The sequence below is a fragment of the Peribacillus sp. NPDC096448 genome, assembly GCF_044762675.1.
GTDB lineage: Bacteria > Bacillota > Bacilli > Bacillales > DSM-1321 > Peribacillus > Peribacillus frigoritolerans_B.
Window position 1 is genome coordinate 156,240 of record NZ_JBIWEU010000003.1, and the last position, 26,221, is coordinate 182,460.

Sequence of the window (26,221 nt, forward strand, 5' to 3'; positions counted from 1 at the left end):
CGAGCCTCATCAAAGCAAGCGCCTGTGGGGTCTCGGCTAGCCAGTTTTTCGGCAGGAGTGTCGCATATTTCTTCAATCCATTAAGGATTACAGTAAAAAAACATAAAGACTTGTCTTAAACATGGTTTGGAATGAGTCCAGCCTACAGTTTCTTCTTAACAAACGTTCCAGCTGATTTCAGAAATCCGCTCCCTTTCCGCCGACTGCCTGCCGAGCCTCATCGACGCAAGCCTCTGTGGTGTCTCGGCTAGCCAGTTTTTCGGCAGGAGTGTCGCATATTTCTTCAATCCATTAAGGATTACAGTAAAAAAACATAAAGGATATCCAAGTTCACTTTAAAAATCTTGGTTCGGGGTGAGAGAAATCCGAAACTCCTTTCGAATAATTGATGGAACCGCCAGACTGTAGACGAATTGGAAAAGAGCCAGTTTCCTTACAATACTTCTTAAAACACAACTCCAGTTAATTGGAACGGAAGGTGCGAGACTCCTGCGGGAAAAGCGTGTCCATGGGAGACTCCACACGCAAAGACCCCTGAGGGCGGAACTGTCCGCGGAAAGCGAGTGCCCGACGTTTCAATCAACGTTCAAATTTTGACCAATCATGATTGTACTTGCTTACTGCCCTTTTTTTCATTGATGGCTTTTTGATCGATTTTTGTATAGATGCGTTCCACTTCAATTTTGTCATGCAACAGAAGTTCACGGTTTTCTTTTAGCAGTTCAGTATAAGATTTCCTTCTCCTAGACATTTTTTAATTCACCTCTCAAGTAATTGAATTCCTTCTGTAAAACTACGATCGGAAGCTCGTATAGTTGTTTATTATATTTTTTAAAAATCCCGAATTTCAGAAGTTCTTGTATAAGTTCCTCTTTTTTTGCTTCTCCCTTTGCACTTAATTGGGTAATCATCAAGGACCCTCCTTAACAAAAATACAGACTTTTGGTATTTGGGGCTGCCTAGCATCCGATCCCACATGAAGAATCTCCACTTCTTCCTATTGCTTCCCCATATAAGGGCATGCTCTGCAAAGTCTTCGCATTTCCTCCATTGTTCGTATGTACTGCTTTCATGGTGTACTTTCAATACTCGATCATATACATCAAATCCAAATCGCTTCATTTTATCGGAAAGGATATCTATCGCGGCGCAGGGTTTCGAATGGGTCGGGTCGCCGGCACCAAAGAATGCGACTTTCACTCCAGCAAAGTCCACTTGGTCAATTTCTTCATAAAACTCGTTTGCTTCATACGGTAAATCTTCAAGATTCCATGTATATAAACCAATAAAGGCCAAATCAAAATCCTTTAAAGCATCAACTTCAACAGTATCCAATCTTTCCATATATACTTCACAGCCGACAGCCTTCATTCTATTCTTTATGTTTATAGCCATTTTCTCGGTATTACCGGATAAACTGACATAACCAATGAATACCTTCATCCATATCACCTTCCTAATTGAGAATTAATTTCATTATACATCCCACTATAAATGAAAATGATTCTCATTGTCAATTATTTACCTTCGCTAAATATATGCAGGATGAACATAAGGAACGGATAATCTTCGCCTTCCCTGTATCTGTAATGCTGCTGGAACGTTCAAATTCATTCTTCCAAAAAAAGAGCCCGTTTACTAATTAAGAGTAAACGCGCTCTTGGCTAATCTATTATCCTAAATCTTTAACCTTTGAATTAATAAAATTTTACAATTTCTTCGAAAGGTAGGAACGTTTTTTCTTCTTGTTGTTCATTCGGCTCACCAAATGGCATTTGAGCTATCAACGACCACTTCCCTGGAAGATCCCAATTCTTCTTCACTTCATCATCAATTATCGGATTATAATGCTGTAAAGATGCACCTATGCCTTCCGCTGATAAAGTCACCCATATTGCATACTGCAGCATAGCACTTCCTTGATGGGACCAATATGGAAACTGTTCTTTATAGGAGGGTGCCTTTTCTTGCATTTGTTCTATTGTTTCATTATTTTCAAAGAATAGAATGGTACCCACTCCATCACGAAATCCTTGTAATCGTTCTACAGTTGCCGCAAAGCTCTCTTCTGGAACGCGGGAACGAAGTGTTTCCTTTACAATATCCCAGAACTTTTCATGCTGGTCATCCATCACTACCACCACTCGCCCGCTTTGCATATTAAATGAAGTTGGTGCATGTAAAGCGGTTTTTAACACTTCATTCATTCTTTCTTTCGTAATATTATCGTTCTTTTTCACCTTACGGATGGAACGGCGATTGATGATTGCTTCTTGAACATTTGTTGTAGTTGCTGACATTTTGACTCCTCCAAATTATGATTCATTTAATTTTATTTAATAACACAAAAGGCTTTTAGCAATTCCCCTTAACGTCACATTGCAAGCCCTCAAATTCATTCCGTTTATTTTTCGCTTCTTCCTTCTCAATGACTTGTGTCAACCTTTCTTTGCTGGCTAGTCCTTGAATAACTTCATCACCAATAATAAACGTCGGGACAGCCCTGATGTCTGCTTCTTCATAAGCATGTTTGAGTGCTTGCTGATGCACTTCCCGATACTTTCGTGATACTAATGCTTCTCTAAAGGCATCTACAGGAAGCTCAACTTCACCCGCTAGTTTTGTCAGTACTTCAATATCTTCAATATTTTGTTCCTCTTGAAAAAACGCTGTAAATACTCTGTTGTGGAATTCGTTCCCTTTTCCGTGCTCCTTTGCAAAATGGCAACCTTCGAATGCCAAATGTGTATATGGATGCGGGGAGACACGGGGTAAACGCATATCAACCCCTAGCTTTTTCGCAGCAGGAAGAATGTAAGAATCCCATGAATTCAACTTATCGGGTTCCTTCCATGGATCGATTTTGGCATATGGACTCGGACGCAATTCAAATGGCATCCATTCCACTTCTACATCCTTTTCTTTCACGATTTCGTCCAAAGGTCCTTTACCTAAAAAACAAAATGGGCAAATAAAATCAGAATACGCTTTAATTTTCACTGTCATAATATATTCCCTCACTTTTCATTTTTAGTTAAACTTGTAACCAAATCAGTTACAATATAGAGCAAAAAAAATTAATATGAGAACATTGCATTCAGTTACTACACAGTCGATTGTTTCACTACCTGCTGTAATCATTCTAGTTACAGGTTGGAATAAAGTCAACCATTATTATAAAAAAGCATGAACTATTTTAAAGCAAAAAAGTTTGTAAAGAAAATGCCGCTTTCTCTACAAACTTTTTTATTAAGCTTCCTTACATCTCTATTTGTTCGCTTACGGGTTCTCTCTTTTTCCTTCTCTGTTTTTTCGATTTTTTAAAGTACAGCAATTCGTATATACATGGAATGACGATAAGTGTGAGCAGTGTGGAAACAGCTAGCCCGCCAATGACAACGATCGCTAAACTTTGTGAAACCAAGCTCCCTGTTTCCGCTTTTTTATATAAAAGCGGAAGCATGGCACAAATCGTTGCTACAGCCGTCATTATGATCGGACGGAATCTTGTAGCCGTCGCTTCGACGATTGCATCACGGATGATCATTTTTTCTTCGTTTTGTTTGACCCGATCCAGAAGCACAATCGCGTTTGTCACAACAATTCCAATTAACATGAGAGCACCCAGCAGTGCTGTAATATCCACTGGAATTCGACTGATAACCAATCCTAATACCGCTCCAATAGCAGCAAATGGCAAGGAAAATAGAATGGCGATCGGTGCTTTGATCGATTTAAATGTGATAACCATGATCAAAAAGACAATGCCGATCGATATTAACATCGTAAGGAACAAATCGGTAAAATCATCTGTCTGCTGAGCACTGGCTCCCCCGACTAAAACTTCAACATCATTCGGAATATCAAGGCCGTTGTTCTCCTTATCTCCAAATATCTCAAGATTTATTTTGCTTGCAATATCGGAAAGTTTAGTCGGATCGACCGTTGCCGTTAATTGAAGATATGTTTCTCCATCTTTATGGAACTGCGTCGTTGCACTCTCTTCGCTCTTTAAAGAAGCAACCTTGGACACAGGAGCTAGACCGCCCTCTGTCATGATCGGAATGCTTTTTAAATCCTCCGGTTTTTTAGGATCTAAGATTGGTTCAAGGACGACAGGTGTCTGCTTATCCTGTAAAGTTATATTGCCGATAGGAGTTTTATTGAGCATGATACCTAATTGTTGACCGATTTGTTCTGTATTGCCTTTAGCCGGATCTACAGTGAATGAATAAATGGTTTTCTTTTCATCTTGGTTCGTTGTAACCTCTTCGATTCCTTTAATATCCTGAATACTTTCTTTGACCTTATTGGCCGTCAGTTCCAAATCTTCAACATTACTGCCGATCACATCTATCGTAATGTTCGTCTTTGATGCCCCCATCATAAATGAAGAGGCTTGGGCCGTAAGCTTCGCATCAGGATAGTTTTCTTGTTCCTTTTCCACTTTTTCCAGGATTGTATCCACATTTGCCTTATCCTTCACCAGGATGCCGAAAATCGCTTCTGTAGGTGATGCGACTTCGCCATATTGTGCCATCTCGGCAGAGTTTCCTAATTGCATGAAAATATTATCCACTTCACTCATACCCTGCATCGTTTCTTCTAGTTCAATCGCTTTTTCCTTTACTCTTTCATAGGGCTGATCATTTGGATAAGTTAATGTCACGGAGACATAGTCTGCTGAAGAATTATCAATCGCCCCTTTTGGCATGGCAAAATATGTACCAACGGAACCGGCAAACAACAGCATCGCAACAATCAGGACAACCGATTTATGATTCAGTGACCAAGTAACCAGTTTGGTAAAACGCTTGGCAGGTCGATGTTTTGGCAGCTCCGTCCTTTTCAGCAACCCTGCGCTCATTAACGGAACAACCGTCAATGCCACAATTAAAGAAGCCAGCAATGAATAAGTGACAGTCAAAGCGAAAGGCAGAAGAAACTCTTGAAGTCCTCCATTCAATAAAGCAACCGGCAAGAAAACAGCTACAGTAGTAAGGGTTGAAGCTGTTATTGCCACTCCCACCTCTTTCGTTGCATCCATCACCAATTCGACTGAAATCTTCTCCTGCTGCATTTTCCGGAAAATATTCTCAATAACAACAATACTATCGTCCACCAAGCGCCCGATCGCTACAGCGACACCGCCCAGCGTCAAAATATTCAGCGTCACTCCCGACAATGACAGTAAAAATAACGTAAAGCCAAGAGATAGCGGTATGGATACGATTGTAATGAATGTAGATCGTACATTCCGTAAAAACACCATGATTACAATCGTAGCGAATAGCGCACCCAGCAGAACTTCTTTTACCATCGTCTGAACGGAAGTCTCCACCATATCAGCTGTAGATAAATAAATGACCGATTTCTGGTCACTATACTTTTCATTAATTTCTTTTGCTACTTTTTCAACCTCTTTACTGATTGTGACAGCATTTGATTGACTGTCCTTGATAATGCTTAAATCAATGCTTTCCTTTCCATTAAAACGACTGATGAGGTTACCATCATTCGCTTCTTCAACTTTTGCTATTTCTCCAAGTGTGACATTTGGAGTGACCTTTAACGCTTTTAATTTTTCAATACTTGTTAAATCCCCGATAACCTTGATGTTACTTGCCTTCCCATCAATCACTTTTTCACCTACGGCCAGAGCTGTATTCTGACCGTTAAGGACGCTCATGACATCTTGAATGGAGACTTTCTTTTTAGCCAACTCTTCATTATCCACTTTGACTGAAAGAACGGATTGGGAAACCCCAAATGTCTGTACATCCGAAACCCCTTTAATCTCTTTATAGAGAGGCTCCAATTCTTTCTTGGTAAATTCTATATTTTCAGCTGTTATTCCATCCTTAAAAGTAACAGATACAAATGAAATGGGAATCATTGATGTATTTAACTGTGTAACAGTAGGCTTTGACATGCTTTGTGGCAATGCTACACTGCCTAAAGCCTCTTGAACATCCAGTTTCGCTTGTTTCATATCCGATCCGGCCTCAAAGAATAGATCTACTTTTGAAAATCCATCTCCGGTGGTGGAGGACATAGAACTCTTTCCTTTAACTCCCGTAACGGCGCTTTCAATCGGTTCTGTAACTTGTGCTTCCATCGTTTTCGAATCGGTGCCCTGCCCCATTGTGATAATCGTAACTTGTGGATTATCGGCAGATGGCAAAAATTCCATCGGCAGTTTAAAATAACTGACAACTCCTATCAACAAAATAAATATGGTTACCAATGAAACGGCAGCCTTGTTTTTAAACGACCACTTAGTAAAAAACTCCACGCACTAATCACCCCTGAATAAAATTTAGAAGAAAATAATTCCATTTCAAATCTTACCATATATTACTAATGTTGGAGTGTTAATTTTTTATTGATTTTTATATTTTTTTATGTCTCTCGATGCGGAGAACTTTTTCCACACAAAAAAAAGGCTGCCGCAGCAGCACCCAGTTTTTAGACAAAAGAAGTTCTATCTTACTGTTAAAACAAAGTTGACGGGAAAAGCGAGTGCCTGGAGTGGAAATTAACGTCCAAAAATGAAGATACTCGATTATTTATATCCTTTGAAAAAAAGCATAACGATAGCCGAAACCATTACCCCGATAAACAATAACGGGCCGATGCCCGAGCTATACACGAAGTATACCGTGATGTGGCGAAAAATGAGCACGACAAGAAATAGGAATAACAGGAAACACAAAACCATGATCAGAGCGGTATTTTTATTCCGGTACAAGTAACCAGCCCCATTTTAGTAGCCTTATTTGCACTAAGGAATGCATCCTACGAATGCATGCTAACATCAACATTCCGTTAAGAAACAATATGCACTACACGTTTTGTACTATTCTGTATACAAATAAAAAAAGGGCTGCAGCAGCAACCCGATTCTTTGTAAATCGTTTGGACGAAAAAAGAAACTACATTTCCTGAAGTTCATTAACCGTTACGAACGTATACCCTTCGTTCGTTAACTCTTTTAATATCCCTTCAATCGCTTGAAGTTCTTTACCCGTATCATCATACATTGGATGCATCAGGATGATCGAACCTGGTTTTATATTTTCCTTCACATACTTCACTTTGTCAGAAGCGGTAGTGTAATAGCTATCTGGTTCCAGATTCCAGGTAATGGTCTCTCTATCATTTTTATTTAAATAATAAGGCAAACCTATGATTTTTTTCCCGTTTGGCGGCCTGACATCAATTTCACCCTTATATCCGGCGTTCTGAATTAATTTATCCGTATTCTCGATTTCCGCCTTGATATAAGAGGGCGATTTAAACACCATCCGCCTGTGGGAATACGTATGATTCCCAATCTGATGTCCCGCTTCCGCTATTTTCCCCGCTTCCTCCGGGTACTTTTCGATTTCGTTACCGATCAGGAAGAATGTAGCTTTCACATCGTATTTATCCAACAACGGCAGGATTTGATTTACATTCTTCGATGGGCCATCATCAAAAGTCAAAGCGACCACTTTTTCTTTCGTCTCGACTTTATCGGTTAATCCTCCGAATACCTGATAGGTTCTCGAATTCATTAATTTATACGTGCCAAGCAACAGCAGGAAAATAACCAGGATTCCCAATCCAATGAATATCAGTTTCTTTTTCATGCAAATACCTATCTTTCTATAAGTTTTTTAATCCAATGACCTATTATAGCAAATCACTGAAAAAAAACACTTATTGCTCTCTTCCAAAACTAACCGTCCACACTCACTTTACATGCATCAATTCAAAACGTTCACAAACCAGCAGCATATCTTTTTTAAAGGTGTGGCCGATTTTGTCCAGTTCTTCTTTAAAAAATTTTTCATGTGTGTCCCACCAGTATGTATATGTTCGATCGCCTTCCCCTTCTGCAATCGCAAACTCTACACTCACTTCATTCATGGGCAATACTTCGACTTTCAGTGTTTGTATGATGGCCAAAGGCAAATCCTCACTGCTTAAAATAATGCTGTAATCACCAACGGATGGTAATGGTTCATTTTCTTCTTCATAAAAAACATACCCAGAGCATGTAGCCGTTTTTATCCCATCCATCACTAACTGAGCCAAAAGATCCGGATCGGCCCCGAATTGCCATGCACTGACTGCCTGGGGTTTTTCTTCTTCTTTCCCCTGCCAAAATTCATTCCAATATAATTCCGCTTTGACATTCATTCTATGATTCTCCATTCTATTCTTCAGCTCCACTGAGCATCACGAAAGGTTCAATTGGTTCAACTCCAACCTATCTTCAAGCTATACTCTTTAGAAAAGCCACCAACTGCTAATTTGATCTACGCGGCAATTCTATTTCACCAGTTAACACCAAAGTGATGATGATAACCCAAAATATAAAGAATGATGAGGAAAAAACCAAAGAAATGATAGAAATCACTTTTTTCTCCGTTTTCTTCAAAATTCCTATGACAGATAGGGCGATGCCGGCAACAGTAAGGAAAAATGTGATATAATCACCAGTCATGCTCCCGATATTTGCCATTCTGATAGGTGTAATAAAAACAGTAAAAAAGCAAATGATTCCAATGATGAATGAAGTAAAACTAATTACACCGTACCTCTTCTGAATACAAGCTTCGTTTTCCATCGAGCTCACCCCTTCATCAGTTTTTAAACCCTATATACATCTATTAATATCTCACGAATAATTTTAACATATAATGCCAGACGAATTGTTGTGCACAAAAAAAGGGGACAAAAGACCGTCTATTAAAGCTTCATTTTCATGCCTTCATGAGTGGCTTTGAACCCTAAACGCTCATAAAACCGCAGCGTTTCTTCCCGCCTTTTATCGGTCGTCAGCTGAATGATATGGCAGCCCCGCTCCTTTGCACGGTCAATCGCATATTGAATCAGCTTGCTTCCAATGCCTTTCCCCCGTTCTGAGGATGCCGTCCGAACCCCTTCGATCGTAGCTCTCCAGCCGCCTTGATGGGCAATATAAGGCGTGAACGTGATTTGCTGCACCCCAACGATTTCCTCACCAAGACAGGCAACGATCAATTCATTATTCTCATCTGCATCAATGGATTCAAATGCTTTTAGATAGCTTTCAGGAAGCGGATTTTCATATCGTTCCCTCTCCCTCCCCAATACATCATCCGCAAGCATCTGTACGATTTCACTTAAGTCTTTTGCTGTCGCATTCCTGAATGTGATCATGTTATCCCTCCTCATTTGTACTTCCGTATCACCCTGATGAAAATCGATCGTTCATTAATAACTTCTGCCAATAGTCCGGCGCTCCTCTTTTCTGGAGGAAAAATAATCACAACTGTAAAAATGACCAACAAAAAATGGACCCCCTTTAAAAGGAAGTCCGTCAAGTAAAATCATTATTAGGTAATTGGCGCAGGATTAAACAGCGCCAAATCATTATGCAGGCCCCAATGTTCTGCCCAGGTTTTCTTTTTACCGCTGGCCACTTCCAAAATAAGGTGAAAGATTTCCCATCCAACATCCTCTATGGTCGCTTCACCAGTAGCGATAGTTCCAGCATTTATATCAATCAGATCTTTCCATTGTTCGGTCAATGTATTTCGTGTAGATACTTTGATGACGGAAGCCATTGCCAGATTATAAGGTGTGCCTCTTCCAGTTGTAAAAACTTGAAGGTGCATACCGGAAGCTAGCTGAAGCGTTCCGCAAACAAAGTCACTAGCTGGTGTAGCTGCAAAAATCAGCCCTTTTTCCGCAGCTTTTTCACCTGGAGCCAATACGCCTGAAATGGGGCTGCTTCCGGATTTGGCAATGGAGCCTAATGATTTTTCCACTACATTGGCCAACCCGCCCTTTTTGTTTCCTGGCGAAGGATTGGCACTTCGATCGGCATCGCCTAAAGCAAGGTAGTTATCATACCAATCCATTTCCTTTATTAAAGCTCTCCCCACTTCCTCATTCACTGCACGAGGCGTTAATAGATGAATCGCATCCCGTACTTCTGTGACTTCAGAAAATAGAACGGTTGCCCCTGCCCTAACTAACAGATCCGTGGCATATCCTACTGCAGGGTTAGCTGTGACACCAGAGAATGCATCACTTCCCCCGCACTGGGTACCGATGATTAATTCGGAAACCGGAAATGTCTCCCGCTGCCGGCGGTTCAACTTGATTAAACGTTCCTCGGCCATTTCCATAATGGATTGGACCATTCCCGTAAACCCCTGCTGATCCTGAAGTGAAATGATATCTGAATCATCCCCGCTTGGATTTATTCTCATTGGAGACAGTTTTTCACACCCCAATCCAACTACCAAGGCTTCCCCGCCGAAATTCGGGTGTTTTGCTAGGTTCTGTATCGTGCGGATGGGAATGACCGCTTCCGGTGCATTGATTGCTACTCCACACCCATAATTGTGATTTATAGCGACAACATCATCAACATTGGGATACTTCGGGAGAAGCTCTTTTTTTATCCGGTTCACGACGAAATCAAGCACGCCCACTACACATTGAACGCTTGTTGTAATGCCTAATATATTCTTGGTTCCAACACTGCCATCTTCATTGCGGAACCCTTGAAATGTATATCCTTCAAGTGGCGGTAAAGTTTTGGGTATTTCATTTGCTACCGGCAATTCCTTTAAATCCGGAGAAGACGGAAGTGTCACCAGTGATTCGTCAATCCAACAGCCCTTACTGATTGATTCAGCCGCATAACCGATAACTTCCCCATAGCGTATGATGGCTTCATTCTCGACTATATCCATTAAAGCCACTTTGTGGCCTTGTGGCACCCTTTCTTTCAATTCAAGCCCACATGGGAAAACGGTTCCTTGATCCAAGCCCCCCGAATTAACCACGATGGCGACATTGTCCATCCCATTCACCTTAATATAAAGCGGTACCTCAGTCAGTTGCGTTTTCATCCACTTTACCACTCCTTCGTTCTAATAAAGCAAACAGATATCACTAAACATACACGTGCCGGTAATTTTCAGCTAAAATACTGTTTTGAACACTTTTTTCCCTTATTTTACAAACACCGTTTTAATGGATGTAAAAAACTCTTTTGCCGCTTCTCCTTGTTCCCTGGAGTGGGAGCTGGAGCTTTTCATGCCGCCAAATGGCGCCTGCAATTCAACGCCTGCGCTCTCAGCGTTGACCCTGATCAATCCCGCTTCCATATCATTAACAAATGAAAGCAGATGTTTGATATTGGCTGTAAAAATCGAAGCACTTAGGCCATATTCCACGCTGTTCGCAAGTTGCAGGGCTTCTTCAACTGAATCAGCTTTCAATAAGGCAATCACCGGACCAAAAATTTCTTCCTGTACAATCGTCATATCTGACGTGCAATTATCAAAAATCGTGGGTTCTACATAAAAGCCATTAGCCTGAGGACCTTCTTCAGCACGCTTCCCGCCAATTAGAAGTGTAGCGCCTTCTTCCACTCCTTTTTCTATATAGGAAAGAACCGTATTCAATTGACTTTCACTGGCACAAGGTCCCATCCATGTCCCGCTGTCCAATCCATCCCCGATGGAAATGCCTTTCGTTTCTTTCACCAGCAGCTGCTTGAACTCCTCATAAACTTCAGCTGCAACAATGACACGGCTTGTCGCGGTACATTTTTGCCCAGTTGAGCGGAACGCACCTGTAATGACTGCTTCTACAGCCAGGTTAAGATCTGCATCCGCTGCAACGATTACCGGGTTTTTCCCGCCCATTTCAAGCTGGTATTTCGCTCCGCGTGCTAACGCCGCTTGTCCAATCCTTTTTCCAACGCCGTTTGAGCCGGTAAAGGTAATTCCGTTTACATCTTCGTGATCGGCGATGCCCTGCCCTATGACACTGCCCGGCCCTGTGACCATATTGATAACACCTGCCGGTAAACCGGCTTCTTCAAAACACTCCATGATTTTGGCACAGGTGATGGCCGTCTCGGTGGCTGGCTTCACCACAATCGTATTCCCATATACTAGGGCAGGAGCCATCTTCCAGATTGGGATGGCGATTGGGAAATTCCAAGGTGTTATGACACCCACTACACCAAGCGGGACGCGCGTCGTGAACATAAGCGCTGAACTGTCGCTGGATGGAATGACATCCCCCACCTTACGCATTCCTTCTCCTGCATAGTATTTCAGGATCGCAATGCCGCGTGCCGTTTCCCCTTTTGTTTCAGCAAATGTCTTTCCCATTTCCCGTGTTGCACATTCTGCGATCTCATCAATCCGCTTTTCAAGAATATGCGCTGCTTTATACAGATACTCCCCGCGCTCTGAACCAGCTAGTTTACGCCATTTTTCTTTCGCCTTTTTTGCCGCTTCCACAGCCAGGTTCAGGTCTTCCTTTGTAGATTTCTGTACATATCCGACAATTGCCTGTTTATCTGCCGGGTTTGAACTTTTTTCAACTTCATTTGAAATGGAAGCAACCCATTCACCGTTAATATAGTTAAGATACGTTTTTGTTTGAACTGTAGTTATCATATATAATCCCCGCCCTTATTAAATTGATTGAATTGGTGTTTCTTTTGGAAAACGATTTACAGCATTCTCTAATATCGTTTGCATTTCTGTATAATGTTCTTTTTCCACTGGAAGAATTGGTAATCTGACTGTTTGGCCAACCGGCATTCCCATAATCTCCATACCTGCTTTAATGAGAGAAACGGCATATCCTTTTCGCTGACGGCGAATATTGTTGATTGGCATGATGACCTGTTGGTAAATTTCATTGACCGTTTCTTGATCACCACTCAAAATGCCATTATAGAATTTTCGAGAAATATGCGGGATGTAATTGGATATAGCCGATGAATATGAATCAAAGCCAAGTGGAACGTAGGCCGACATGGTAACTTCCGCAAGCGGCATTCCGTTCAGCCAGCCGAAACGTTTTCCGAAGGTTTGCGTAAGGAGTCCATTCAACTCCATATTGCCCAGACCGTCCTTGACGCCGACCACCTGCGGGACCTCAGCGAGCGCTTCCAAAGTTGAAAGTGAAAATGCCACATTATCACGCTGATATACGATGGAATTTAAGTCTGTACTCTCTGCGATGGCTTTGAAATAAGCCGCCAGACCTGCCTGTTCTCCGGTAACGAGATATGGAGGTAATATTAAATAACCATCTGCCCCTTTATCCGCAGATATTCTGGCAAGTTCGAGGGACGTTTGAATATTCCCGCCTACACCTGTGTATACAGGTACTTTTCCAGCGGTGACGGATACGGCTACCTCAACCATCGTTTCATATTCCTCTTTACTTAACGATGGATATTCCGCTGCTGCACATGCCACGAAAATAGCTTCTAGTCCCTCATCTAATAAAAATTGGATATTTTGGGCGAGTGCTTGTTCATCAAGCTTATTACTCGTTGTGAATGGTGCCACGGGAAATCCGAGAATCCCTTTAGGTGCCTTGCGAATCTTATTCATTTTTTATTCCCCCTTGTGTATTATTGTTTTATTGTAAGACAAATGAACCCCCTGGTCAATCGTATTTTTTTTATTTTCTGAAAAATGAGGCAACACTTCATCCCTCAATAATTTCGCTTCTAATATATACAAAAAAACACGATAATGAAGGAGCTAAAATGAAAAACGATTTAAGAAAAAAGCCATTGACAAACAATTTTATTTGTCTTACCATTGGACAAAACTAAATATTAAGAATTTTCACGAAGGAGGAAACGGTTAACATTGTAAGCGGTATCAAATAATTAAATACGATTAAGGAAGTGAGTATATGAACGCTGAAGAAAAAGTTTTTCAACCATCTCCTAAACTGCCAAGTGCCCAGAAAAAAACACGCACACGATGGTTCATTGTCTTTATGCTCTTTTTGGTTACAGCCCTGAATTATGCGGATCGTGCGACGCTATCAATTGCGGGTACGGACATGTCTGGTCAGCTTGGTCTCGATTCAGTCATGATGGGTTATGTTTTCTCCGCCTTTGCTTGGTCATATGTAGCTGGACAAATTCCAGGCGGATGGCTTTTAGACCGTTTTGGTTCGAAAAAAGTTTACTTTTGGAGTATCACGTTATGGTCTACCTTTACGCTTTTACAAGGATTTCTCGGTTTTTTCGGTTCTGCCGGAACAGCTGTCATGGTATTGTTCGGACTGCGTTTTTTAGTTGGATTGGCAGAAGCCCCTTCCTTCCCGGCCAACAGCCGCATCGTTGCTACCTGGTTCCCAAGCCATGAACGCGGAACCGCTGCTGCCACTTTCAATTCCGCACAGTATTTTGCAACCGTTCTCTTTGCACCGATCATGGGTTACATTACGTATAAATTTGGTTGGGAATACGTCTTCTTCTTTATGGGTGCTTTAGGAATCCTCGTTGCTTTCATCTGGCTGAAAACGATTTATGGCCCAAAGGAACATCCTCGCATCAACAAAGCTGAGCTTGAATACATCGAAGCGGGCGGCGCTTTGGTCAATATGGATCAAACCAGTACAAATAAGGAGGAAAAGAAAGGCGTCAACTGGAATCATATTAAGCAGCTTTTATCAAACCGCATGCTGTTAGGTGTTTACCTCGGACAATATTGCATTACGACATTAACGTACTTTTTCCTGACATGGTTTCCTGTGTACCTTGTGCAAGAAAGGGGCATGACCATTCTTGAAGTTGGATTCGTCGCTTCCCTTCCCGCCATTTGCGGATTTTTTGGCGGCATTCTCGGAGGGACATTCTCGGATTTCTTGTTACGGAAGGGATTCTCATTGACTGTCGCCCGAAAAGTGCCAATTGTTGTTGGGATGATTCTCTCGATGAGCTTGGTGGCAGCAAACTATGTAGATACGGAATGGGTTGTCATTTTCGTTATGGCCCTCGCGTTTTTCGGTAAAGGATTTGGGGCACTCGGCTGGGCGGTAGTGGCCGATACCTCACCAAAGGAAATGTCCGGTGTCAGCGGCGGGCTTTTCAACACATTCGGTAACATTGCCGGCATTACAACACCGATTATCATCGGATATATCATTGCCACGACAGGGTCGTTTAATGGGGCGCTAGTCTTCGTATGTGCTAATGCTCTTGTCGCGATTTTAAGTTATTTATTCCTAGTTGGTGAAATTAAACGTGTAGAGTTAAAGTCATAGTCAACTAAATATTATGGTAGGGGGAATAATCATGAACAATCAATTGCTGAAGGATAATGTAAAAATCGGCACACCGGTAATTTCAGAAATGAGCGTCATTCCAGTTGCGGGCCATGACGGCATGCTTCTGAACTTGAGTGGTGCCCATGCTCCTTATTTCACCCGGAACATCGTCATTCTAAAAGACAATGCGGGGAATACTGGTGTAGGTGAAGTTCCTGGAGGCGAAAAAATCCGCCAGACACTCGAAGATGCCAAACAATTAGTAGTCGGCCAGTCCATTGGGGCATACAACAATATTCTAAATACCGTCCGTAAGCAGTTTGCGGACCGGGATGCTGGGGGGCGCGGCCTTCAGACGTTCGATCTTCGTATTGCCATTCATGCCGTAACAGCATTGGAAGCGGCACTTCTTGATTTAGTTGGCCAATATTTAGGTGTTCCAGTCGCCGCCCTTCTCGGCGAAGGACAGCAGCGTGATAAAGTGGAAATGCTGGGCTACTTATTTTATGTAGGTGACCGCAATAAAACAGATCTTGGTTATTTAAGCGAACCGGAAGCGGAAGATGACTGGATTCGCCTCCGTCATGAGGAAGCGCTGACACCCGAATCGATCGTCCGCTTGGCAGAAGCCGCCCACTCTCGCTATGGATTCAATGATTTTAAATTGAAAGGCGGGGTCTTGCGCGGGGAAGAAGAAATCGAAGCGGTGACGGCACTTGCGGAACGCTTCCCTGATGCAAGGATCACCCTTGACCCAAATGGCGGCTGGCTGCTTGAGGATGCGATTAAACTTTGCCGCGATCAACATCATGTTTTGGCTTATGCGGAAGATCCATGCGGAGCGGAAAATGGTTTTTCCGCCCGGGAAATCATGACGGAATTCAGGCGTGCAACGGGTCTTCCAACCGCTACGAATATGATTGCAACGGACTGGAGGCAAATGGGGCACTCCATTCAACTTCAATCCGTTGATATTCCTCTTGCCGATCCGCATTTTTGGACGATGCAAGGCTCCGTCCGTGTAGCTCAAATGTGTAACGACTGGGGCTTGACTTGGGGATCACACTCGAATAATCACTTTGATATTTCACTTGCCATGTTTACACACGTTGCTGCAGCCGCACCAGGTAAAATCACTGCGATCGATACCCACTGGATTTGGCAGGATGGGCAGCGTTTGACGAAAGAACCATTTAAAATTGTCGGCGGAATGGTCGATGTCCCTTCCAAACCCGGACTTGGAATTGAAGTGGATATGGAACAAATCGAGAAGGCACATCAGCTTTATAAACAAAAAGGACTTGGTGCCCGTGATGATTCAATGGCTATGCAATACTTGGTTTCCGGATGGAAGTTCAATCCAAAATCACCTTGCCTTGTCAGATGATTTTTTTCCAACAATGCGTGCGTCTCTCTCTTTAGAGCGGCGCATTTTACTTTTTTTGGACATTGACCTTCTCTTCCTCACATGCAAATAAGTGTATTATATTATATAATTAGTCTTACAGTATGAATACATATCGGATTTAACAGAAAAGGGGTTACACAATGGAAGAATCGTCAAAGAAATTAGGCGTACAATCAGTACATCGCAACACTCTTTCACAACAAGTCGTGGATCAAATTGTCCATCTGCTCGTCAGCGGACAAATGAAAGCGGGCGACAAACTGCCTCCTGAAATGGAACTTATGAAAGAACTTGAAGTAAGCCGGCCTGTTTTGCGCGAGGCACTCAGTGCGCTTGATACACTAGGGGTCATTACACGGAAAACGCGTGAAGGAACATTTTTTAACGATAAAATCGGTACACATCCATTCTCTGTCATGCTGGCGCTGGCCACTGATAATTTACCAGCGATCATCGAAGCGCGAATGGCATTGGAGTTGGGATTAGTAACAATGGCTGCCGAGAAGATCACAGACGAACAACTGGAGAAGCTGCAAGTTACGATTGACACGATTGCCAATAGTGAAGACAACGATTATGGAGAGGCCGATAAAGAATTCCACAAGATCATTGCTTTAAGTGCGAACAATCCCATTATTGAAGGCATGATCGATTCCTTATTGATCACTCATAATAAAATAAACAGCCTGATTCAATTCAGAGAACGGGAACTGACTGTGAAGTATCATAAAGCCATCTATGCGGCACTTGCAGCACATGATCCACATGAAGCATTCAGCCAAATGTACAAGCACCTTGATTACGTCCGTCAGAAAGTCCTTCAATATTCTCACGCAAATTAATAAATCGCTTGAGAGGTATCGCAGCAAGTTATTGGTTTATCCAATCATAGGGAAAGTGGATTTTTTCAGGAAACCTATTTTGCTTCCAAGATTTCAGAGTTCAACTTATCTTTTAAATCCAATTGATAGCATAATTCTTTTTGTGAAAAACTGGATAGTAGTTGAACTATCCAGCCCCACTTATCCACTTTCGATTGAAATCACCCGATGAATCCAAAACCTTCTTCATGTAAATTGTTGGCTAACACCCTCCCCTCCAATTAATCCACACACAAAAAAATGCATCCCTGCTTGCTGGCAGGAATGCATGTATCAGTCACCAAGTTCTTGACCATCCTCTTTTTAATTTACGGCTTAATATGCACTCCAGCCAGCATCTGCCGTGATGACAGTACCATTAACAAAACTGGAATCGTCTGAAGCAAGGAATAATGCCACTTTAGCGATTTCTTCAGGTTTGCCATTGCGTGGATTGATGGCCATGCCCAATTGTTGGCGAGAGATGCCAAACTCATTGATACTCGTCATGCTGGTACCGATATTGGTTTCAACTCCGCCTGGTGCTATTGCATTGCAGCGAATCCCTTTATTGGCATACATGAAGCCCGTGTTTTTCGTGAACCCAACCACTGCATGTTTAGAGGCAGTGTATGCCGCGCCAGCTCGAGCACCGTACAAACCGCCAGCAGAAGCAATATTGATGATGACCCCTTTTTGTTTTTCTAAAAAGATTGGCAAAACCTTTCTAGTCGAACGCATGACGCTTGTCGTGTTAATGGCAAAAATGCGATCCCATTTAGAATCTTCAATGTCACCGGCAGGTTCCATGCCGTCCATGATACCCGCGTTATTCACCAAAATATCCACCGTACCATACGTATTGACCGTAGTATCGATCAAATGCTGAATATCTTCCTCCACCGCCACGTTCGTTTTAATGGCAAATGCCATTCCGCCATTCGCTTTTATTTCTTCCACCGTCTCGTTCGCACCATCAAGATTTAAATCCGATACGACGACTTTAGCTCCTTCTCTAGCATAATCTATAGCAATTTGTTTCCCCATGCCTGATGCTGCGCCTGTCACTACTGCAACTTTGTCTTGTAATTTCATTTGAACTCCCCCATTCATTCTAGTGAAGTGATACTTATTGTACAGATGTTCATTAACTACCTTCCTTTATAGTATAATTAGTTTCAGTAGGCTTACACAATCAGCAAATGATGTACTCGATGTTGAACAATGAACAGAAAACGGTAATTATGTTCATTAAAATTACAATAACGAACAAAGGATGAAGAAAATGACTGATAATAATACTGGGATTGATAGAAGGATCAGGAAATCCAAAATGGCTTTGAAAGAATCCCTTATATCATTAATGCAAAGTAAGGATTTCAGGGAGATATCGATTACTGACATTGTAGAACTCGCCGACCTTAATCGGGGTACATTTTATAAACACTATCAGTACAAAGAGGAACTGCTTGAAGAGGTCATGGAGGATGTGATTGCCGATTTGATCATATCGTACCGGGAACCTTATAAGAATGTCGAAACTTTCACCATCAATGAACTAACGGCTTCAGTCATTAAAATATTTGAACATGTAGCTAACCATGCAAACATTTATACCCTCATCTTAAAGTCAAATGCATGGCCTACATTACTGGAACGGATTTGTAATGAATTAAAGAAACTTCCATTGGAGGACCTGGAAGATTACCAACCGAACCCTAAGGTCAATAAAGAACTTGCCTCCAGTTACCAAGCATATGCGATATTAGGCATGATCATCGAATGGGTCAACACTGGCTTTAAATATAGCGCTGACTATATGGCTGAGCAGTTGCTGGAAATCCTTAATAATAAATCGGTAAATGCCGTCTTTAAAATAAACATTTAAAGCAAAAATAAGAGGGCTGCATCGGCAACCCTCCTATCGCATTAAAGCTCCTGTCCTTCGGAAAGAAATCTTTTTACGACAGACAAGAAAGCTGGTAAATTATCTTCATGGACAAAGTGTCCGGCATCCTCTATCGTCACCAATTCGCAATTCGGGATAAGCTCGGAAACTTCTTGCAATTTGTTTTGGGGAATATGGCTGGCCCCGCCGCCTATAACAAGTGTCGGCATCATAATATCGGTAAGGCGCGCCCACCATTCGGGATCGGGTTCATTAAGCTGTTGTAGAATCGAAGGCACCACCTGCCAATCAAACGGCAGTGGGACAGAAGGTCTGGAAGGAACCTCCATTGGTTTATCCGGGAAAGGAGGTGGCGTGTCTTCGACAATCAACCTTGCTATCCTCGAAGGAAAAGTTTGCGAGAAAAGATAGGAAACTGTTCCCCCCATGGAATGCCCCATTAGCAAAAACCTTCCCAAATCAAGCGCATCCGCAAAATGAAGCAAATCATCACACATCAATTCAAAAGTATATGTATTAGTTCTCGCACTTCCACCGTGGCCCCGTTGATCTAAAGCTAAAACACGATAATTTTCTCCTAATGCGACGGCCGCTTGTTCCCATGATTCCGAACTTTTTCCCAGCGCGTGAAGAACAACAAGCGGTGGTGCAGAAACATCCCCGCTCTCCCGATATTGAAACGTGAGTCCATTCAACTCAATTTGATTAACCCGTATTTCCATCTCCATTCATCTCCCTGGATGGATTCGTCATTTTGAACCCGATCTAATTTTTGGAAAAACCTCCTAAAATACTATGTACACTATAGTTAAATTATACTTTTTATGCCTTCACACCTTTTATTCCTGCCTTCATCCATTTATTCATCCTTTGGCCTAGCGGAGTTGGCCGCAGCGAAGTAGTCCATGACAAATAACCGAAATTGCTTGGCTACTGGGGTGAAGTAGCGTTTTTCTGACCAGCCGAGCCCTATTGTCCTTTTACATGCAGGTTCGGTTATCCGGATTTTATGGGATAATGATCCCGTTTGATGGAGCCATGTCAATTCGGATACGAATGCGACCCCCAATCCTTTCCTGACAAGATCCGAGATGACAGCTGGTTCATCTCCTTCGAATGCGATGTGCTGGACGAATCCCGCTTCGAGGCAAAATTGGTCGGTTAGGCTGCGGAACCCGAAGCCAGTGTTCATGCTGATGAATGGTTCATCTTTCACTTCTTGGAGTGTAATGCTTCCCCTGCCTGCAAGCCGGTGATTGGGGGGCACGATCAAGTATATTTCTTCGGTGATCAGCGGTTCCCACTTTAAGTCTGGTCCTTCGATCGGAACGGATGATATGCAATAATCAATTTCGCCTTCAATTAGAAGCTGTTTCATGGATGATATGGATTTTAGGAACTGTTGAAAACGGACATCCGGGTATTGGGATAAAAATGCACTTAATAAATCAGGCAGGACCCTGGGAATGGAAACGGCCAAGGTGATGTTCTTTTGGTCTTGGTCTGTTAATTCCACTATTTCGCGCCTTCCTTCATTCAGTTCCGCAAAAGCGCGTTCGACCCGGTTCAAGAATATTCGTCCGGCTGCATTGAGCCTGATTTTGCGGTGTTCCCTATCGAACAATGCGACTCCCAAATCCTCTTCAAGCCGGGATATGGTTTTACTGAGGGATGGCTGAGCAATCTGAAGTTGTTCCGCAGCCCTGGTCATATGTTCCAGACGTGCTACGGTTTGAAAGTACTGCAGCTGTAAGATTTCCATTTTCCCACTCTTTTCACATAGATTTAAATCTATTATTACATAATCAATTATGTATTATACAGTATATAAAAAAGCCATTATGATGAAATAATCTCTTAACTAGAAAGGGCAGGCTCAAATAATGAAAGGTTTACAACTTGTATTTCAAGATATAAAAGCGATGTGGAAACATAAACACGGGAGAATCGCCTTGATTTTCCTTTTGGTCGTTCCATTGATCTACTCGGGATTTTTCTTGGCAGGCTATTGGAACCCTTATGGAAAATTGGATCAGCTGCCTGTAGCAGTGGTCAATCTCGATAATGGCTCGGAAATGGATGATAAGCCAGTCGAGGCTGGAGCTGATTTCGTTGAACAATTGAAAAAGCAGAAAGAATTGGACTTTCACTTTGTCACGGCAAAAGAGGCTAATACAGGTCTTGAAGCTGGTACCTATTATATGGTTGTCACGATTCCGGAAGATTTCTCGAAAAATGTCACCACTTTAATGGATAAAAAACCGGAAACGGCTAAACTTTTGTATACTGTCAATCCAGGCAAGAACTTCGTTGCCTCACAGATCAGCTCTACTGCTGTTGAAAAGATGACTGCAAAAATCAACGCAAGCATCACGAAAGTCTATTCTGAAGGCATCCTTTCGAAATTCCAGGAGGTTTCTAACGGCTTGGCGGATGCCGGGGATGGAGCGGAAAAGCTTCATCAAGGAACAGAAGATGCGAAAAGCGGCAGTGTGAAATTGGCTGGTGGCATTCAGGATTTGAATGATGGCGCCCAGAAGCTGCAAACAGGAAGCACCAAGCTTTTGGATGGACAAGAAGCCTTAACGGATGGTGCGGATGGATTAACATCAGGTTCCCAGAACTTATATACTGGCATGAAGCGGATATCTGATGGGCATGACTCATTGGAAAATGGGATGAATGAAGTAAGGAAGGGTGTTGAGAACTGGTCAGCCGGAAATGCAAAATTGATGCAAGGGCAAGAACAGGCTGCCGTTACAGCGAAAACTCTTAAGAAACAATTGGATGACTATATGAAAAGTCATCCTGAAGCAATAAAGGATCAAGACTTCAAGCAAATCGTTGCCCTATCAGAAGGTTTAGCCAAAACAGCCGCCACTTTAAATGCCGGTCAAAAGCAATTGGGCGAAGGTGCTGCAAAAGTGGCTGATGGTCAAGAAACCGTTCAAACCGGGATGAATACCTTTGGTGATAAAATGGCACAAGCTACCTCGGGTGCTAAGCGATTATATGAGGGTACCGAAGAATTCGCGAATGGATTCTCTAAATGGACAAATGGTTTCTCCCATTTAAATGCCGGAATCGATTCGCTAGCTGGCGGGAGCAGCCAGCTAGCCAGTGGATCGGCGGAACTTCAAGACGGACTGGCTTCGCTCGAAACGGGTTCAAACAAGTTATCCTCCAAGCTTAATGAAGCTGCCGATAAAACGGCCAGTCTTCAGTACGACGATTCGACCACTTCGATGTTCTCTGAACCCGTGCAATTGGTCCAATCAAAGCTATCTGAAGTTCCTAACTATGGAACCGGAATTGCTCCTTATTTCCTGTCATTGGCCTTTTATGTAGGCGGCATCATGGCTTCCAATATCTTGCCGCTTGGCCGCAGGCAGAATCTTAGGGTTACCGGAACCGTTCATTTCACGAATAAATTAATGCTGGTATATGTAATCGGCTTGATTCAGGCACTTCTAGTGGATGCAGTCGTCCTTCTTGGATTCCATTTACATGTAGCCAGTGTCCCAGTATTCATTCTATCAAGCATCATCGTTTCATTTACCTTCATGACATTCATCCTTATGTTGGTGACCGTATTCGGAGTGGTTGGCAAATTCGCAGCAGTGACCCTTCTCGTGTTCCAATTGGCTACCTGCGGCGGAACATTCCCAGGAGAACTTGGCATGTCATTATTGACGAAAATCGGTCAATTTTTACCTATGGCCCACTCATTGAAGGAACTTCAGGAAGTCATCTCATTAGGAGGCTGGGAAAACTTGCGGATGCAGATTTGGATCTTGCTCGCCTATCTCGTTTCCGCAGCGATCATTGGCTGGATAGCCAGTCATATCCAGCATGCAAAAGCAACTTCAGAGGAAGTGACATCTTGATGTGAAAAAGCGCAGTGCAAATGGCACTGCGCTCATTGTAGACAAAAGAGGTTCGGAAAACATTCTTTCATCAAATGATGTTCCCAAACCAACACCTTCAACTCATCAGGTATGTTTCTATCTAAATGTTATAACAATGTTGATTGGAGAGAAAGGTGCGGGACTCATGCTTGGAAAAGCGCGTCTAGGGAAGACCCACAGGCGCAAGCCGAGGAGGCTTCCTGACCGCCCGCGGAAAGCTTAGTACCTGTAGCTGAAATCAACGTCCAAATTGTACAAGCCATAAAAAAACTGCAGGAAAACTCGATTTCTTCGAATTTGGTGGGGCGAATTTTCCCGCCTTACTTAGCCTGAATTACATTCCGTTCGGCTGAAGTTAGAAAAAGCCCTATGCTGCCTGAACTTTTTCAGGTGGCATAGGGCCTTTTATTGTTTCATTTAAGCGGTTTGATCTTTTTTCACAGCTGGTTTCTCTTCAGCCGGCCATGCGCGCTTAATGAATAATGCCAATATCAGCGCCACACCGGCAATGAAGGTAGATACAAAGAAGGAGAAGTTAATTCCATCCAGCATTGCCTGCATCCCGATTTGGGCTTTCGTTTGGCCCATCATCTCAGCGGTGGGCTGGCTTGTTAATTTGCTCATCGCTTTCGTCATTAAATCTTCGGCAGTAGAAGCTGCACGGTTAGACATGACCGTAACGAGCAATGCCGTACCGATCGCACCGGAAATTTGGTTCAGTGTGTTATTCATGGCTGTACCATGCGGGTTCATGCGGGCTGGCAGCGAGTTCAAACCATTTGTCATGATCGGCATCATGGACATTGACATCCCGAAGGAACGAACGGAAAACAGGATTACAATTTCTGTATACGTAGTTTCCATTGATAATTTACTTAGCAAATACGTAGTTACCACGGTGATAAGCAAACCGATCGAAGCAAGGATGCGGGCACCGAACTTATCGAAAAGCTTACCGGTAACCGGTGACATGAGGGCCATCAATAGTGCACCTGGAAGCATCAGTAATCCAGAATCGAATGGTGAAATGCCACGTACTGTTTGTGTGTACATCGGAATTAAGATCATCCCCGAGAACATCGCCATGTTCAGTACGATTGAGATCGTTGCGGATAAAGCGAACATCGGGTGCTTGAAGATCTTGAACTCAAGCATCGGTGTTTCCATTTTAAGCTGACGTGAAATGAAAAGGATCAAGGAAATGGCACCGACAATCAGTGTTCCATATACCCACGGGCTATCCCAACCCTTGCTGCCTGCCGAACTGAATCCGTAAAGCAGGCCTCCAAAGCCCAAGCTGGATAGGATGACCGATAATTTATCGATCTTGATATCGACTTTTTCCTTGTGGTCTTTAAGTTTAAAGAAGCCGAAAATAAGTACTAGTAAAGCTAGCGGAGTAATGAAATGGAATAGCATTCTCCAATCATAATGTTCGATGATCCAGCCTGATAGCGTCGGTCCGATTGCAGGGGCAAACATCATGACCAAACCGAATAGTCCCATTGCCGAGCCCCGTTTTTCAACAGGGAAAGAAGTTAAAAGTACGTTCATTAATAATGGCATCATGATTGCCGAACCGGCAGCCTGAACCATACGTGCGCTCAATAAAAGCGGGAATACATGCGCTACACCTGCCACGATCGTCCCGATTGAGAATAGGAGCATGGCTGTCAGGAACAGATTACGTACCGAATATTTTTTTATTAAGAAGGCAGTTGTCGGAATCATGATTCCGTTCACGAGCATGTAGCCCGTTGTCAGCCATTGAACTGTGGAAGTCTCGATTCCCAGGTCTATTTGGATTGATGGCAGTGCAATATTTAAAAGGGTTGAATTCAGTATCGATATGAACGCCCCGACCATCAGTATGGCCAAAATGCCATACGAACCCTTTTTCTCATTTATTTGTGCAGTACTCACTTTTTATCTATTCCTCCATTCAAACTATTGGTTCATTTAATTATACGAGCGGTATATTCCAATCTCACAAAATCAATAATATACCCCTAGTTCATTTTTTGCAATAAAAATTTACTGGTTTAAATAAGGGTTTGTGCTGTGATGAAAAATAGAGTACGATTAAATTTATACAAGCAGTATAATGAAAATCAGGTGATATGATGAACAACCGAAGGCAGAATGTCATCGATACGGCTCATAAACTATTTATTGACAAAGGCTACCAAGCGACGTCCATTCAGGACATTTTAGACGGCAGCGGAATATCAAAAGGTACATTTTATAATTATTTCCCTTCGAAGGGTGAATTATTTATAGCCATTTTCCGCTCCTTTTATACAAAGATTCGCCATGAACGGGAAAAACTGTTGATTGGTCAAGATTCCGCCGATATTGAAATTTTCATCCGGCAGCTCGAACTGCAATTGATGGTGAACAAGCAAAGCAAATTGCTTATCCTGATCGAAGAAGTCCGTGTTTCCAATGATGAAGAATTAAAGCAATTCATCAATAAGACGCTATTGTTGAGCTTACGCTGGATGTATAACCGTTTTATCGATATCTTCGGTGAAAGTAAAAAAAACTATCTTTTAGATAGCGTCATTATCTTTCATTCGATGATGACCCACATGAGCCATTTTAGTTACCGTGCTAATCCCGCCGGTACACCGGACATACAAATTATCCGCTATTGCATGAATCGCATTGTCCATTTAGTCAATGAAGTGGCTGAAAGCGGAGAACAGATCATTGATCCGGAATTAATGGATACGTGGTTTCCAAAATTCACAAACCAGCTTGATGCTTGCCATAATGACTTGCTTCATTCCACCACGGAATTGAAAAAAGCGATAAACAAAGCTCTTCCTTGCGATGAAGATCGAAGAAGAGCCATTGAGTTGGTCGACTTCATCCAAGATGAGCTGATGCAGTCTGACAAACCGCGAGAATTCTTGATAGAAAGTCTGCTGGACACTTTGAAGACTGGATATGCTTCACAGATCCAAGCATACATTGAGACTTTTGAAGAAAGCATCAATTCTTGCTTGAGCCGATGAAGATTGAAGATACACACCTACCGGAA

General features: G+C 42.6%; 23 protein-coding genes. 6 read left to right on the forward strand and 17 right to left on the reverse strand.

The annotated features are described in order from the left end of the window. Window positions 1-601 precede the first annotated feature (601 nt). The 13 genes from ACIQ0C_RS06945 to kdgD all read right to left on the reverse strand — a co-directional run bounded on the left by ACIQ0C_RS06945 (window position 602) and on the right by kdgD (window position 13,415). Window positions 602-751 (reverse strand): FbpB family small basic protein, encoded by a 150-nt coding sequence (locus ACIQ0C_RS06945; RefSeq protein WP_095393069.1) that lies wholly within the window; start codon window positions 749-751, stop codon window positions 602-604. Further along, the gene (locus ACIQ0C_RS06950) at window positions 744-911 is read right to left on the reverse strand and encodes a Fur-regulated basic protein FbpA (protein WP_403058458.1); all 168 of its coding nucleotides are present in this window, start codon (window positions 909-911) and stop codon (window positions 744-746) included. Before ACIQ0C_RS06950 ends, ACIQ0C_RS06945 begins: the two co-directional genes overlap by 8 nt. Next, window positions 832-1,443 (reverse strand): flavodoxin domain-containing protein, encoded by a 612-nt coding sequence (locus ACIQ0C_RS06955; RefSeq protein ID WP_403058461.1) that lies wholly within the window; start codon window positions 1,441-1,443, stop codon window positions 832-834. Before ACIQ0C_RS06955 ends, ACIQ0C_RS06950 begins: the two co-directional genes overlap by 80 nt. Before the next feature lie 254 nt (window positions 1,444-1,697). Beyond that, on the reverse strand, window positions 1,698-2,300 hold the full coding sequence (locus tag ACIQ0C_RS06960) for a nitroreductase family protein (RefSeq protein WP_403058464.1): 603 nt from the start codon (window positions 2,298-2,300) through the stop codon (window positions 1,698-1,700). 55 nt (window positions 2,301-2,355) lie between these two features. Further along, window positions 2,356-3,006: a DsbA family oxidoreductase gene (locus ACIQ0C_RS06965; protein ID WP_403058467.1), complete on the reverse strand. Its 651-nt coding sequence runs from the start codon at window positions 3,004-3,006 to the stop codon at window positions 2,356-2,358. A gap of 253 nt (window positions 3,007-3,259) precedes the next feature. Continuing rightward, a complete protein-coding gene (locus tag ACIQ0C_RS06970; protein ID WP_403058470.1) occupies window positions 3,260-6,295 on the reverse strand; it encodes an efflux RND transporter permease subunit in 3,036 nt (1,011 codons plus the stop codon). A gap of 640 nt (window positions 6,296-6,935) precedes the next feature. Beyond that, complete coding sequence (locus ACIQ0C_RS06975) at window positions 6,936-7,634, reverse strand: polysaccharide deacetylase family protein (protein ID WP_403058473.1); 699 nt, start codon at window positions 7,632-7,634, stop codon at window positions 6,936-6,938. A 103-nt stretch (window positions 7,635-7,737) separates the two neighbouring features. Further along, the gene (locus ACIQ0C_RS06980; RefSeq protein WP_403058476.1) at window positions 7,738-8,187 is read right to left on the reverse strand and encodes an ASCH domain-containing protein; all 450 of its coding nucleotides are present in this window, start codon (window positions 8,185-8,187) and stop codon (window positions 7,738-7,740) included. A 109-nt stretch (window positions 8,188-8,296) separates the two neighbouring features. After that, a complete protein-coding gene (locus ACIQ0C_RS06985) occupies window positions 8,297-8,617 on the reverse strand; it encodes a hypothetical protein (RefSeq protein WP_403058479.1) in 321 nt (106 codons plus the stop codon). A gap of 122 nt (window positions 8,618-8,739) precedes the next feature. Next, complete coding sequence (locus ACIQ0C_RS06990; RefSeq protein WP_402838048.1) at window positions 8,740-9,192, reverse strand: GNAT family N-acetyltransferase; 453 nt, start codon at window positions 9,190-9,192, stop codon at window positions 8,740-8,742. 176 nt (window positions 9,193-9,368) lie between these two features. Next, window positions 9,369-10,898, reverse strand: a complete 1,530-nt coding sequence (gene garD / locus ACIQ0C_RS06995) for a galactarate dehydratase (RefSeq protein WP_403058482.1) — start codon at window positions 10,896-10,898, stop codon at window positions 9,369-9,371. Between the two features lie 102 nt (window positions 10,899-11,000). Continuing rightward, a complete protein-coding gene (gene gucD, locus ACIQ0C_RS07000; RefSeq protein WP_403058485.1) occupies window positions 11,001-12,464 on the reverse strand; it encodes an alpha-ketoglutaric semialdehyde dehydrogenase GucD in 1,464 nt (487 codons plus the stop codon). An 18-nt stretch (window positions 12,465-12,482) separates the two neighbouring features. Next, complete coding sequence (kdgD, locus tag ACIQ0C_RS07005) at window positions 12,483-13,415, reverse strand: 5-dehydro-4-deoxyglucarate dehydratase (RefSeq protein ID WP_403058488.1); 933 nt, start codon at window positions 13,413-13,415, stop codon at window positions 12,483-12,485. 310 nt (window positions 13,416-13,725) lie between these two features. Here kdgD and ACIQ0C_RS07010 point away from each other — a divergent pair, with 310 nt between their 5' ends. The 3 genes from ACIQ0C_RS07010 (at window position 13,726) to ACIQ0C_RS07020 (ending at window position 17,340) form a co-directional block, all read left to right on the forward strand. Beyond that, the gene (locus tag ACIQ0C_RS07010; protein ID WP_403058491.1) at window positions 13,726-15,087 is read left to right on the forward strand and encodes an MFS transporter; all 1,362 of its coding nucleotides are present in this window, start codon (window positions 13,726-13,728) and stop codon (window positions 15,085-15,087) included. Between the two features lie 31 nt (window positions 15,088-15,118). Further along, window positions 15,119-16,477 carry a glucarate dehydratase gene (gene gudD, locus ACIQ0C_RS07015; protein ID WP_402838058.1) on the forward strand — a complete coding sequence of 453 codons (1,359 nt, stop codon included), beginning with the start codon at window positions 15,119-15,121 and terminating at the stop codon, window positions 16,475-16,477. A 161-nt stretch (window positions 16,478-16,638) separates the two neighbouring features. Continuing rightward, window positions 16,639-17,340, forward strand: a complete 702-nt coding sequence (locus tag ACIQ0C_RS07020; protein ID WP_063232459.1) for a FadR/GntR family transcriptional regulator — start codon at window positions 16,639-16,641, stop codon at window positions 17,338-17,340. A 354-nt stretch (window positions 17,341-17,694) separates the two neighbouring features. Here the strand turns inward: ACIQ0C_RS07020 and ACIQ0C_RS07025 are convergent, their stop codons facing one another. After that, a complete protein-coding gene (locus tag ACIQ0C_RS07025; RefSeq protein ID WP_403058494.1) occupies window positions 17,695-18,453 on the reverse strand; it encodes an SDR family oxidoreductase in 759 nt (252 codons plus the stop codon). Window positions 18,454-18,643: 190 nt separating this feature from the next. On the opposite strand from ACIQ0C_RS07025, the gene ACIQ0C_RS07030 reads away from it, so the two are divergent. Beyond that, window positions 18,644-19,246, forward strand: coding sequence for a TetR/AcrR family transcriptional regulator (locus ACIQ0C_RS07030; RefSeq protein WP_403058497.1), 603 nt, complete (start codon window positions 18,644-18,646; stop codon window positions 19,244-19,246). A gap of 41 nt (window positions 19,247-19,287) precedes the next feature. Here ACIQ0C_RS07030 and ACIQ0C_RS07035 read toward each other — a convergent pair whose 3' ends face one another. Together ACIQ0C_RS07035 and ACIQ0C_RS07040 are read right to left on the reverse strand one after the other, a co-directional pair. Continuing rightward, window positions 19,288-19,989, reverse strand: coding sequence for an alpha/beta fold hydrolase (locus tag ACIQ0C_RS07035; protein WP_403058500.1), 702 nt, complete (start codon window positions 19,987-19,989; stop codon window positions 19,288-19,290). Window positions 19,990-20,126: 137 nt separating this feature from the next. Next, window positions 20,127-21,029, reverse strand: a complete 903-nt coding sequence (locus tag ACIQ0C_RS07040) for a LysR family transcriptional regulator (RefSeq protein WP_403058503.1) — start codon at window positions 21,027-21,029, stop codon at window positions 20,127-20,129. A 121-nt stretch (window positions 21,030-21,150) separates the two neighbouring features. Between ACIQ0C_RS07040 and ACIQ0C_RS07045 the strand changes: the two genes are divergently transcribed. Further along, the gene (locus ACIQ0C_RS07045) at window positions 21,151-23,154 is read left to right on the forward strand and encodes a YhgE/Pip family protein (RefSeq protein ID WP_403058506.1); all 2,004 of its coding nucleotides are present in this window, start codon (window positions 21,151-21,153) and stop codon (window positions 23,152-23,154) included. Window positions 23,155-23,592: 438 nt separating this feature from the next. On the opposite strand, the gene ACIQ0C_RS07050 is transcribed toward ACIQ0C_RS07045, so the two are convergent. Continuing rightward, complete coding sequence (locus tag ACIQ0C_RS07050; protein ID WP_403059003.1) at window positions 23,593-25,041, reverse strand: DHA2 family efflux MFS transporter permease subunit; 1,449 nt, start codon at window positions 25,039-25,041, stop codon at window positions 23,593-23,595. 254 nt (window positions 25,042-25,295) lie between these two features. Here ACIQ0C_RS07050 and ACIQ0C_RS07055 point away from each other — a divergent pair, with 254 nt between their 5' ends. Then, window positions 25,296-26,195, forward strand: coding sequence for a TetR/AcrR family transcriptional regulator (locus tag ACIQ0C_RS07055; protein ID WP_403058509.1), 900 nt, complete (start codon window positions 25,296-25,298; stop codon window positions 26,193-26,195). Window positions 26,196-26,221: the final 26 nt, after the last annotated feature.